14 protein-coding genes and 1 pseudogene are annotated in these 11117 nt (G+C 72.8%); 7 read left to right on the top strand and 8 right to left on the bottom strand.

What is annotated here, in order from left to right; all coding sequences use genetic code 11:
• Window positions 1-137: 137 nt before the first annotated feature.
• The 3 genes and pseudogenes from VF468_10710 to VF468_10700 all read right to left on the bottom strand — a co-directional run bounded on the left by VF468_10710 (window position 138) and on the right by VF468_10700 (window position 1029).
• Window positions 138-331, bottom strand: a pseudogene (locus tag VF468_10710) (LysR family transcriptional regulator).
• A gap of 69 nt (window positions 332-400) precedes the next feature.
• Window positions 401-691, bottom strand: a complete 291-nt coding sequence (locus VF468_10705; GenBank protein HEX5878777.1) for a hypothetical protein — start codon at window positions 689-691, stop codon at window positions 401-403.
• Window positions 688-1029: a hypothetical protein gene (locus VF468_10700; protein HEX5878776.1), complete on the bottom strand. Its 342-nt coding sequence runs from the start codon at window positions 1027-1029 to the stop codon at window positions 688-690. The genes VF468_10705 and VF468_10700 overlap by 4 nt, the downstream gene beginning before the upstream one ends.
• Before the next feature lie 151 nt (window positions 1030-1180).
• Here VF468_10700 and VF468_10695 point away from each other — a divergent pair, with 151 nt between their 5' ends.
• Window positions 1181-2062 (top strand): IS982 family transposase, encoded by an 882-nt coding sequence (locus tag VF468_10695; protein ID HEX5878775.1) that lies wholly within the window; start codon window positions 1181-1183, stop codon window positions 2060-2062.
• Between the two features lie 43 nt (window positions 2063-2105).
• On the opposite strand, the gene VF468_10690 is transcribed toward VF468_10695, so the two are convergent.
• From VF468_10690 to VF468_10680, 3 genes are all read right to left on the bottom strand, one after another.
• The gene (locus VF468_10690; GenBank protein ID HEX5878774.1) at window positions 2106-2333 is read right to left on the bottom strand and encodes an NAD(P)-binding domain-containing protein; all 228 of its coding nucleotides are present in this window, start codon (window positions 2331-2333) and stop codon (window positions 2106-2108) included.
• Between the two features lie 32 nt (window positions 2334-2365).
• Entirely contained in the window at window positions 2366-2617 is a 252-nt protein-coding gene (locus VF468_10685; GenBank protein HEX5878773.1) for a helix-turn-helix domain-containing protein, read from the bottom strand.
• A 187-nt stretch (window positions 2618-2804) separates the two neighbouring features.
• The gene (locus VF468_10680) at window positions 2805-4958 is read right to left on the bottom strand and encodes a phospholipase A2 (GenBank protein HEX5878772.1); all 2154 of its coding nucleotides are present in this window, start codon (window positions 4956-4958) and stop codon (window positions 2805-2807) included.
• A gap of 465 nt (window positions 4959-5423) precedes the next feature.
• Between VF468_10680 and VF468_10675 the strand changes: the two genes are divergently transcribed.
• The 3 genes from VF468_10675 to VF468_10665 all read left to right on the top strand — a co-directional run bounded on the left by VF468_10675 (window position 5424) and on the right by VF468_10665 (window position 8336).
• On the top strand, window positions 5424-6665 hold the full coding sequence (locus VF468_10675) for a sensor histidine kinase (GenBank protein HEX5878771.1): 1242 nt from the start codon (window positions 5424-5426) through the stop codon (window positions 6663-6665).
• 43 nt (window positions 6666-6708) lie between these two features.
• Window positions 6709-7386 (top strand): response regulator transcription factor, encoded by a 678-nt coding sequence (locus tag VF468_10670; GenBank protein HEX5878770.1) that lies wholly within the window; start codon window positions 6709-6711, stop codon window positions 7384-7386.
• A gap of 221 nt (window positions 7387-7607) precedes the next feature.
• Window positions 7608-8336: a DUF4386 domain-containing protein gene (locus VF468_10665; protein HEX5878769.1), complete on the top strand. Its 729-nt coding sequence runs from the start codon at window positions 7608-7610 to the stop codon at window positions 8334-8336.
• A 59-nt stretch (window positions 8337-8395) separates the two neighbouring features.
• Here VF468_10665 and VF468_10660 read toward each other — a convergent pair whose 3' ends face one another.
• Both VF468_10660 and VF468_10655 read right to left on the bottom strand, forming a co-directional pair.
• Window positions 8396-8518, bottom strand: coding sequence for a hypothetical protein (locus VF468_10660; GenBank protein ID HEX5878768.1), 123 nt, complete (start codon window positions 8516-8518; stop codon window positions 8396-8398).
• Window positions 8519-8651: 133 nt separating this feature from the next.
• Window positions 8652-9080: a MarR family transcriptional regulator gene (locus VF468_10655; GenBank protein ID HEX5878767.1), complete on the bottom strand. Its 429-nt coding sequence runs from the start codon at window positions 9078-9080 to the stop codon at window positions 8652-8654.
• 68 nt (window positions 9081-9148) lie between these two features.
• Here VF468_10655 and VF468_10650 point away from each other — a divergent pair, with 68 nt between their 5' ends.
• The 3 genes from VF468_10650 to VF468_10640 form a co-directional block, all read left to right on the top strand.
• Complete coding sequence (locus VF468_10650; protein HEX5878766.1) at window positions 9149-10216, top strand: substrate-binding domain-containing protein; 1068 nt, start codon at window positions 9149-9151, stop codon at window positions 10214-10216.
• Window positions 10217-10306: 90 nt separating this feature from the next.
• On the top strand, window positions 10307-10588 hold the full coding sequence (locus VF468_10645; GenBank protein HEX5878765.1) for an FmdB family zinc ribbon protein: 282 nt from the start codon (window positions 10307-10309) through the stop codon (window positions 10586-10588).
• Window positions 10589-10613: 25 nt separating this feature from the next.
• On the top strand, window positions 10614-11117 hold a 504-nt coding region (locus VF468_10640), incomplete at its 3' end, for an acetamidase/formamidase family protein (GenBank protein HEX5878764.1).

Below are 11117 nucleotides of genomic sequence, written 5' to 3'. Positions count from 1 at the left end.
TCGCGCTGCTGGCGGTGCAGGGGCCGAAGCGAGGGCGTTCCGAAGGTCGGTGCCAGAGCGCAGTAGCATTGTTCCTGGCCGACGACGGCGCTGGCCAAGCGCCGCTCGTCGGGTGGAGTGCGGACCACCCTCGGGGTCAGGACCTGCACGCCGGCCGTGGTCGGGGGACGGTGCGGCTGGTCCGGTGCAGCAGCCTGGATCCCGGCACCCGCTCCAGCGAGAGCAGGGTCCGGGAGGCGGCGGGCTGGGAGACGCCCAGCTCGATGGCGGCGTCGGTGAGGCTGCCGGTGTCGACGATGGTGACCAGGCAGCGCAGCGCCGGTATCACCACCGGGCGGAGAGGCCATCGATGGTTCGGCGGTGAACCTGCTCGTCAAGCCCACCGACGTGCCGCAAGAGGTCACCGCGGAGTTGTCGCCATGGCGGGCCGGGTGGCTTCCGTGAGGTGGGCAACCACGGCGTCGGCGGCGGCGGCCGCGTCGGTGGGGAACCCGAGGAAGTTCCCGGAGGCGCGGTGGGTGAGCCAGCGCAGCCCGACGTACCAGACACCGGGCAGCGGGGCGGCGCCGTCGCGGTGTTGTGGCTGGCCCTCAACGTTGACGAGGGCGGGAGGAAGCCAGGAGAAGTCACCGGTGTACCCGGTGCACCACACCACCGACCCGACCGGTATGGAACGCAGGTCAATGGTCATCGGTGGGTTGAGCCCGACCGGGGTGTCCGCGTCGTCGGGCTCCACGGGTGAGCTTGGAGACCGGCGCGCCGGATGGCCTGGTCCAGCATCATCCGGATGCGGGCGGCCAAGGCGTCCCCGGCTGCGACGTTGGCCGGGGCGCTGTCGTCGAAGGCGACCTGCTCACCGTGGGCCGCGACCAGCCTGCCGGCCAGGGTGACGCCGGCCCGCGCCAGGGCCTGGAGGCTCATGCTGCGGCCACCGGGGGCGAGCAGCGGCTGGGGCGCGGCCATGACCGAGGGGTCGGGCAGGTCCTGTGGCCGCTGCCGGAAGAACCCGCACTCGACCAGCCATTCCACCGTGTCCAGGCCGCGGTGGCGGGCGGGGGCGCGCCCGACCGGGCTAGATGATTGCTTCCGAATCGGAGTGAGGTCGCCGAGTGGTGACAGCTGAGGCGAGGCCGCCGAGAGTTGGCGTTGCGAAAGCAACGTCGACCTCCTGGGAGGCCCCGTGCATGCCTGTCTCGACGACCTCGTCATCGCACTGTACGTCATGGTCGACGAGCTGTTGGGCCCACGCCGCGGACCCGGCCGGAGGCCCAAGCTCAGCGACGCCGAGCTGGTCTGTCTGGCCGTAGCCCAGGTTCTGCTGGGCTGCAGCTCGGAGCGGCGCTGGCTGCGGCTGGTCGGCCAGCGGCTCGGACACCTGTTCCCGTATCTGCCGACCCCATCGGCCTATAACCGGCGGCTGCGCCGAGCCGGCGCCCTGGTCGCCCTGGCCATCGCCGACCTGGCCGCCCACACCCCAAGTTGGGGCGATCAGCTGCGGCTGGTCGACTCCACCCCGGTGCCGTGCGCGGCCTCCCACGAGACGGTCCGCCGCTCGGCCCTCTGGCCCTATGCCGGCTATGGCTACTGCAAGAGCCACCACCGCTACTTCTGGGGCTTTCGCCTGTATGTGCTGGCCGCCCCCGACGGGCTCCCGGTGGCCTGGTGCCTGGCCACCCCCAAGCTCGGGGAGCGGGAGGTGGTCGCCGCGTTGCTGGACCACGAACGGCACCGGCTGCGGCCGGGGCTGGTCATCTTGGCCGACAAGGGGTTCGCCGGCCGCCAGTTCGAACAGTTGGTCGCCGGCTATGGCGCCAGGCTGCTGCGCCCCGACCGTGCTGACGAGCCGCGCCGGCACGGGTCGCTGGGCCGCTGGCGCCAGTGGATCGAGAGCACCTTCGACACCCTCAAAGACCAGCTTGGGCTGGAACGCCACGGCGGCCGCACCCTGGCCGGGGTCTGGGTCCGGGTCGGCCAACGCCTGCTCGCCCTGGCCGCCGCGATCTGGTGGAACTGGGAGATCGACGCAACCGACAAGCGCTCCCTGGTCGCCTACGACCACTAACAACCCATCAACCCAATCGGAACCAATCATCTAGTGGCCAGGATCACCTGCCGACCCGCGGCCAGCAGGTCCTCGGCGATCTGGCACCCGGGTTGTTCAGCCGCAGGCAATCCCAGCGCTGCTCCCGCCAGCTCTGGCCGACCCGGCCCCGCTCCAGGATCACATGCTCGACGCCGCGTCGGCTGAGGGCGGCGCTGGCGGCCAGCCCGGCTGGTCCGGCGCCCACCACCGCACAGTCGATCACCGCGTCGCGCGGTCGTCCTCTGGTCATGCGCCGAAGTGTCGACCGCCCGGACACCGCCGTCAGGAACCTTGGTTCCACCCCTGTTCCTGGATGAGCCGTCCCGGTTCCAGGAGCACGATCCGGTCGCGTTCGGTCCGCACCACGCCGTCCTGGCGCAGTTCGCGCAGGACCCGCACGACGACCTCCCGAACCGTGCCCACGGCGTTGGCCAGCTCCTGCTGGCTGACCTGGACGACGAGTTCGCGTCCTGCCCGATGGTCCGACCCGGTCTGCTCCCCGACCCGCGCCGAGGCAAGGTCGAGCAGATGCAGAGCGACCCGCAGGTCGTGGGTGCCCAGGCGACGGTGGCGGAGATGCGCAGCACCTCCGCCACCTCCCAGTGCGTCACCGAGCCGGCAGAGATCTTCACCCGGGTCGATCCCGCCGGCAGCTCGCGCAGCTGCGACATCGAGACCGCGGAACGCAGATCAACATCCATTGGCGGCCAGGCGTGCGAGATCATGCCGTGGTCATCTTATCCGGCTGCTGGCGGCGGCTCGCGGCGACCGTCAGCGCCAGCGCCGCGACGGCCAGGTGGAGGACGACCCCTACCGGCGCGGCGGACGGCAATGCCAGGGGAAGGGCGCTGCCGACCGCCGCCAGCAGCCAGGGCCGCGGGTAGTCGGTGGCGCCGGTGCGGGCCGCCCCGAGGAGTGCGGCACCGACCACCAGGTGGAGCAGGTTCTGCAGCGGGTCGACGCGGAGGACCAGCAGGGGGCTGCCGTGGGGGTCGAGCAGGGGGGTGAAGCCGCTCGCCACGAAGCCGAGCAGGCCCAGGGTGACCAGGACGACGCCGAGCACGGCGGCGACGCGGCCGGTGCGCGTCTCGAGGGTCCGCGTAGGGAAGCCTGCCGGGCGGCGGGATCGCTCGAAGCGGGACAGGGCCAGCGCCAGCGGGGCCAGGACCGCCGCCAGCACTGCCAGCCACAGCGGTCGGGTCGCCCACCAGGCACCCGAGCCAGGGTTGGGCAGCGGTCCGTCGACGGCGAGGACGAGGCCGTAGAGGGCGGCCATCGTTGGGAGGTGCCACAGGTACAGGGTCATCGCCATCGAGCCGACCGCGATCACCGCGGTCCAGGGTCCACGGCGGGCCAGCCAGGCCGACACCCGCGCGCGGGCGAGCATGACCAGGCCGAGCTGCCAGACGGTGAGCGCCACGATGCAGACCGTCGGCGGGCTCATGTTCGACCGGTCGCCGGGCAGGCCGACCATGCTCGGCGGATACGGGCCGGTCCCGGTCAGCACGAGCAGGCCCGCCAGGCCGGCGGCGGCCAGGCCGGCGAGCGCGCGGCGCGACAGCCGCTCCAGGGTGCCGTCGGCGTAGAAGAAGCCGAGCTGCTGCACCAGCACCCACACCAGCAGCAGGTTCAAGTAGCCGATCTGATGGATGCCGGCCGCGAGACGGACCGCGTCGACCGCCGCCGCGGCGGCGGCGAAGGCGGCCGGCACCCACAGGCGGAAGCGTCGGTGCAGCCGCACCATCGCCGGGGCCAGCGCCACCACCACCAGGTAGACGCCGAGGAACCACAGCGGCTGGCCCATGATCCTGCCGACCAGCTGGACCTGCTCGCCGGGCAGACCGAGCCGGCCGAGCACCGGCGGGATCACCAGCCAGACGGCCGCGAAGACCAGTGCTGGCCGCAGCAGCCGCGCCATCCTGCCGGACAGGTACTCGACGTAGCCGCCGCCGCGGCGCTCCAGCGCCTGCCAGCTCACCATGTTGGAGAACCCGCCGACGAGGAAGAACACGGGCATGACCTGGAGCACCCAGGTCGCCAACCACAGGCCCGGGGTGGTCGACAGCACGTTCCCGGCGGCAAGGCCGTCGCCGGAGGGGGCCACGGCGGCGATCGTCCAGTGACCGAGCACCACCGTGACGATGCTGATCACACGCAGGAAGTCGACGTAGCGGTCGCGGCCGGCCGGCGTGGCGTCGGCGAGCGCCCGTAGCCGCCCACCGGCGCGGCGGGCACGGGCGCGGCGGGCACGGGCGCCGCGGCGGCGCACCAGGCGGGGCAACAACGGCGCGGCCAGGATCGGGGCGACGAGCCCGAGCGACCAGCCGGGCGGCGACTCCCTGGCGGGGTTGCCGTAGCGCTGCCGCCAGGAGTTGACGGAGACGACGGCGGTGAACCCCTCGGCGAGCAGGTGGCAGCCCACCCGGGCGAGCCCACGCCTGGTCGCCTGGCAGCGTGCGTGCAGGTCGCGGTCGAACATGGCGTCGAGCTGCCGGCGCGCCTCTGGGGTCAGGCGCTGCCTACCCGCGTGCCCGTAGCGGAGCAGGTCGTAGCCGTAGTCGTGGACCCTGCAGACCTGCTCGAACCCGAACGGCGCGTCGCCGCCCGGCGCCGAGCACGCTCCGGTGGGCTTGGCGAGCCGGACGGTCCCGCCGGCCATGCGCGCCGTCACCGGCATGTACCCCATCACCGCCGGGAAGTCGTCCGGCACCGCGGCCAGCGTGGCGGGGCCGGGACCTGGCTGGGTCCGTGGCATGGCGTCGACGCGGACGGCCGGCAGCCCGAGCGCCAGGATCGCGAGCAGGACCGCGGCGGCGAGCCGCCATCTCGGGCGCCGGGCGCGGCGCCCGAGCACCTCGGTGCGGGGGGTGGACATCGGGGTGCCTTCCGTGCTCTGCAGGCCAGCGGGTCTGGCCATCGGACGGAAGGTCCCGCCGCAAGCTGGGTGGCGCGTCACGCCCCGGTGCGGTCTTGCGGGTGGCGCTCGGGTATCGGATGCGGGCTCGCCTGGCCCTGGAGGCGCAGCGCGGGCCGCCATCGCGCCCGACCCGGACATCCACGGGACGGGCGCGTCGGGTCCGGTGGTAGCGGGGGTCTGGCTCCCGGGTATGAGACCCGCCGCCGGAGATCACTCCGCAGGGTCACGACCGCGCGCACAGCCGCATGTAGCCTGCCTGCCATGAGGTTCCGCAGCCGCCGAGCGCCAGATTGGGCACGCCGACGCTGGCGGGCGCTGCGCGCGCCGCTGGCTGGTCGGCCGGACCGGCAAGCGCCGTCGTGGCGGCGTGCCGCCCGCGAGGCCTCCGACGTCCGCTCCTTCCAGGACGCACTCAGGCGCCTGGTGAGCGCCCCGACCGAACTGCTCGTCGGGCCGGAGCCGCCGCCGCTGCCGGCGGGAGAGGGGCGCTTCGGCTGGCTGAGCCGCTATCGGGCGCCCATCCTGTGGCTGGCCGCGGTCGGGACGTTCCTGCTGAGCACCCAGATGCTCGTCGACAGCGGCCGGCTGTGGGAGATCGTCGTGCCGCCGGTGGCGGCGCTGATCGCACTGCCGCTGGGCCTGGCCGCCGCAACGCCGCTGCGGGCCTGGCGGCTGCAGGTGGTGGTGGCCGCGGCGACGCCGCTGCTCGTGCCGCCGGAGGGTTGGGTGGGGCCCCCGTGGCTCCCGACCCTGGTCTTCGTCGCCATGTACGTGACCTACACCGTGGCGGTGCGGCTGGACCTCCACCTGCTGGTCGGGGTCTGGCTGGTCACCGACGCCATCATCGTCTTCGGGTATGTCGCCACCGGGGCCGGCGTGGACGCCCTCAACCAGGCCTACCTCGGGATCCTGTTGGCGACCGTGCTGATCGCCCTGGGCTACCTCACCGGGACGCGGCGGCGGCTGACGTTCGAGCTGGTCGAGGGCAGGCGGCGGGAGCAGGAGGAGCAGGCGCGCAGCACCCTGCTGGAGGAACGGGCCCGGATCGCGCGGGAGCTCCACGACGTGGTCGCCCACCACATGTCGGTGATCGCCGTGCGCGCCGAGACCGCGCCGTTCCGGATCCCCGGGCTGCCGGAGGCCGTCAAGGACGACATGGCCGAGACCAGCGCCATCGCCCGCGAGGCGCTGACTGAGATGCGGCGGCTGCTGGGCGTGCTCCGTGGCGCCGACGCCGGCCCCGAACGCGTGCCCCAGCCCGGCATGGACCGGCTGGAGGGACTGGTCGCAGCCGTCCAGGGCGCCGGGCTGACCGTGGACGTGCGCGTCGAGGGCGACCAGCGGCCATTGCCGCCGGCGGTGGAGCTGTCGGCCTACCGGATCATGCAGGAGGCGCTCAGCAACGCCCTGCGGCATGCGCCGGCGGCACCCGCCGCGGTCGAGGTCCGCTACGAGCCCGAGCGCCTGCGGCTCCACGTCCGCAACGACCGGCCGCCGGGCCCCGGTCCCCACCCGATGGCGGGCGCGGCCGGGCACGGCATCGTCGGCATGCGGGAGCGGGCCGCCATGCTCGGCGGCACCCTGTCGGCCGGGCCGACCAGCGACGGCGGCTACCTGGTCGAGGCGGTCCTGCCCCTGGCGGCGACCCCTGCGGAGAAGGCATGACCACCTGCCGAGGGGGTTCGGGGAACCCGGAGGGAACTCCCCGATGATCAGGATCATGCTCGCTGACGACCAGGCGATGGTGCGCCAGGGGTTCGGCGCGCTGCTCAACGCCCAGCAGGGCATGGCGGTGGTGGGCGAGGTCACCAACGGCGAGGACGCGGTGCGGACCTGCCGCGAACTGCGGCCCGACGTGGTCCTGATGGACGTGCGCATGCCGGTGATGGACGGGCTGGAGGCCACCCGGCGACTGATGCACCCGCCCGTCGGTGTCGACTACCGGCCGCGGGTGCTGATGCTGACGACCTTCGACCTCGACGACTACGTGTACGAGGCGCTCCGCGCCGGCGCCAGCGGGTTCCTGCTCAAGGACGCCACCGCCGACGACCTGGTCGCGGCCGTCCGCATCGTGGCCGCCGGCGAGGCCCTCCTGGCGCCGACCGTCACCCGCCGGCTCATCGAGGAGTTCGCCAGCCAGCCACGCCGCGACCGGCCACGCCCCGATCAGCTCGCCAGCCTCACCGCGCGCGAGCTGGAGGTCGCCAAGCTGATCGCCCGCGGCCTGTCCAACGGCGAGATCGCCGACACGCTGGTGCTGGCGGAGCAGACGGTCAAGACCCACGTCGGCCGGATCCTGACCAAGCTCGACCTCCGCGACCGCGCCCAGGTCGTGGTGACCGCCTACGAGAGCGGCCTGGTCACCCCTGGCGAGGGCCATGGCTGACCGGCGGCAGCCGGGCTAGCCCCGGGATCCGCCTCTCATCCGCCGGCGCCGCGGTCGATACCGAGGTCGCAGCGACCGATACCTTGGTCGGGGCCGGCACCGGAAGCGGCGACGCCTGGCGCCGCGGCTCATCCCGATGGCCGATCCGCCGCCATCGCCCCGTCCCTAGTCTCAGAGCGTCCGCGCGCCAATTGACGTACCACACCGGGTTGGATGGGGTGATGGAAGTGGTGAACCAGGCGGTGATGGAACAGGCTCGCCCGGCATCGCTGGTGCGGCAGGCCCGGATCGCGGGGCTGTGCTACCTCATGGTGATCGCCGGCGGACTGTTCGCCGAAGCGTTCGTGCGGGGATCGCTGGTCGTGCCGGGCGACGCCGCCGCGACAGCGCGCGCGATCGCCGCCGACGAGGCGCTGTGGCGGTGGGGGGTCGCCGTCCACCTCCTCTACCTGGTCCCCGCCATTGTGACGAACGTGCTCATCTGCGGGCTGTTCAAGGCGGTGGAACCCACGCTTGCGCGCCTGGCGCTCGTGTTCAGCGTCGCCGGCGTGGTGGTCGAGGCAGCGAGCCTTCTCTGTCTCTATGCGCCGCTGGCGATGATCGAGGAGAGCGGCGCGCTCACCGCGCTGGGTGAGGGGCAGCGACAGGCCTTCTCCTACCTCGCCGTCGGCCTGTTCGACACCGGCTTCGGCTTCGCGCTCCTCTTCTTCGCGGGCTTCTGCGTGCTCAGCGGCATGCTCATCCTCCGCTCGCGGCTCATCCCGCGCGTCATTGGCGCGCTGATGGTCGTGGCGGGCGGCTGCTATGTCCTGAACACCCTGGCGTTGATCCTGTCGCCGGCACTGTCCGACCGGCTCGTCCCGGGGATCCTGCTGCCTGTCGGGCTGGCCGAGCTGTCGCTGGCGCTATGGCTGGCGGTCAAGGGCGTGCCGACGCCGGAAGCTGGCTGATCGTTCTACCGCCGGTGACCCCGCCGAACGCCGCTGGTGGTCGAGGCCAGCCCGGAGTGCTAGCGGAGCAGCAGATTGACCAGCACCGTCAGCACCACCGAGGCGACCACCGAGAACAACACCATGAACAGGCAGCCGAGCCCGCCACCGAGCGGGCGAACCTCAACATTCCCAAAGCGCATGCCACCTGACTGACCGGCGAGGGGAGCCGCAAACCATCGCAGCGTGAAGACTCAGGAGTTCGTCGACCGGTCGCTGGAGCATCCGCCTGATCATGTGGGCGGTCAGGGTGCAAGGGGAACCGCCGACGCGGGGCTACTGGTGGCGTTCCAGGATGCGCACCAGCAGGCGGGCGAGCTGGGCGGCGTCCTGGTCGTCGGCGGGGTCTCCCAGGACCCGGACCGCCAGGCTGAGGTCGCGGGCGAGGCGCTGGTGGAGGCGCCGGCCGCGGGCGGCCGAGTAGATCAGCACCCGGCGGCGGTCGCGCAGGTCGGGGCGGCGGTAGACGAGGTTCAGCGACACCATCCGGTCGACCACCTTGGTCAGGGTGGGGGCCGGCAGCATGGCGAACTCGGCGGCCTCGGCCATCGGGTGGCCGGCCCCGTCGGAGAGCAACGTCAGGACCCACCACTGGGCCAGGGTCAGGCCCTCGGCCTCCAGGGCGGCCGACAACCGTTCCGTCACGCGGCGTTCGGCCTGGCTCAGCAGGTGGGCCAGGTCCTCGTCACGTCGGGCGGTTCTCATTGCGGCAGGCTGGTTCCGGGGCTAGGGTACCTCGTAGCAGAAACTATTCTAGGTCGAGAGCGAACGTGATGGGTAACGACCAGCTCCGGGTCGCGTTGGTCATCCCCCTCCAGGGCCCGGCCGGAATCTTCGGACCCTCCTGCGAAGCCTGTGCCGAGCTCGCCGCCGAGGAGGTCAACCGCGAGGGCGGCGTGCTCGGACGCCAGCTCCGGTTCGTGGTGGTCGACGGGGGCGCTCGCCCCCGCCGGGTCGCCGACGAGGTCGACGCCCTGGTGACGGCCGGGTCGGTCGAGGCCGTCACCGGCTGGCACATCTCGGCGGTGCGCCAGGCGATCGCCCCGAGGGTGACCGGCCGGGTTCCGTACGTCTACACGCCGCTGTACGAGGGCGGCGAGCGGACGCCGGGGGTCTTTCTGGTCGGCGAGACCCCGTCGCAGCAGCTGCTCCCCTCGATGCGGTGGATGGCCGAGGAGCTCGGCATCCGCCGCTGGTGCATCGTCGGCGACGACTACGTCTGGCCGCGCGGATCGGCGGCCGCCGCCCGCCGGTACGCCCGCGTCAGCGGCGCCGAGATCTGCGACGAGGTGTTCGTCCGTCTCGGCACCGAGCAGTACGGCGACGTGCTCCGCCGGGTCGAGCGCAGCGGCGCCGAGGCGGTGCTGATGCTGCTGGTGGGCGACGACGCCGTGCAGTTCAACCGGGCCTTCGCCCGCGCCGGTCTCGACCAGCGGCTGCTGCGGCTCAGCACCCTGATGGAGGAGAACATGCTGCTGGCCTCCGGTGCCGACAGCACCAGGGGCCTGTTCGCCTCGGCGGGCTTCTTCGACTCCCTGGCCACCTCCGACAGCCTGGACTTCATCGGCCGCTTCAGCGCCCGCTACGGGCCCGAGGCCCCGGTGCTCAACAGCCTCGGCGAGTCCTGCTACGAGGGCGTGCGCCTGCTGGTCCAGCTCATCCGGCGGGCCCGGAGCCTGGACGTCGACCGCATCTGCGCGGTCGCCGACACCGTCGGCTACGACGGGCCGCGAGGCGCCGTGCAGCTGCGTGGCCGCCACCTCGAGCAGCGGGTCTACCTGGCCAGGGCCGACAGCATGGACTTCGAGGTCCTCGACCAGCTCACCCCGACGAGGGCTTGACAGGCCCGTCGGGAAGCGGTCAATACTTTCTCAAGAAATTATTCTCAGCACGCGCTATCTCTCGGACAGGCCCCCCACGGAGGTGACCTGGTGACCGAGTACGAGTATCGCTGCCCGGCCTGCGGGCCGTTCACCGTCCGCCGCTCGATGGGGAGCGCCACCCCCTCCGCCGCCTGCCCGGCGTGCCGCCGGGAGGGCCGGCGCCAGTTCTCGGCCCTGCCGGTCCGCCGCGTCCAGGCGGCCCTGGCCGGCGCCCTGGAACGCCAGGAGGCCAGCGCCGACCACCCCGAGGTGGTGCGCAAGGTCCCGCCGCGGCCGGTCCGGCGGCGCGCCCCCGCCGACCCCCGCCAAGCCGCCCTGCCCCGCCGCTAGCGACCCCGCACGAGGAGGGATCGACATGCCGGAAGTGGTCTTCAGCGTCGACCAGTCCAAGTCCATGCGCGACCAGGCCGTCCCCGGTCACAACCGCTGGCACCCCGACATCCCTCCCGCCGCCTCGGTGCGGCCCGGCAGCGAGTTCCGGGTCGAGTGCCGCGAGTGGACCGACGCCCAGCTCGGCAACAACGACTCGGCCAACGACGTCCGCGACGTCGACCTCACCCACGCCCACATGCTCAGCGGGCCCGTCGAGATCCAGGGCGCCGAACCCGGCGACCTGCTGGTCGTCGACATCCTCGACCTCGGCCCGGTCCCCCAGGAGACGGGGCCGGCCCCGGGCCAGGGCTGGGGCTACACCGGCATCTTCGCCAAGACCAACGCCGGCGGCTTCCTCACCGAGTACTACCCCGACGCCTACAAGGCGATCTGGGACTTCCACGGCCAGCAGGCCACCTCAAGGCACCTGCCCGGCATCCGCTACACCGGCATCACCCACCCCGGCCTGTTCGGCACCGCTCCCTCG

The sequence above is a fragment of the Actinomycetota bacterium genome (genome assembly GCA_036280995.1).
Taxonomy (GTDB): Bacteria; Actinomycetota; CALGFH01; order CALGFH01; family CALGFH01; genus CALGFH01.
Note: the sequence above shows the minus strand (reverse complement) of the source record. Positions and strands in the feature narration are given on the sequence as shown.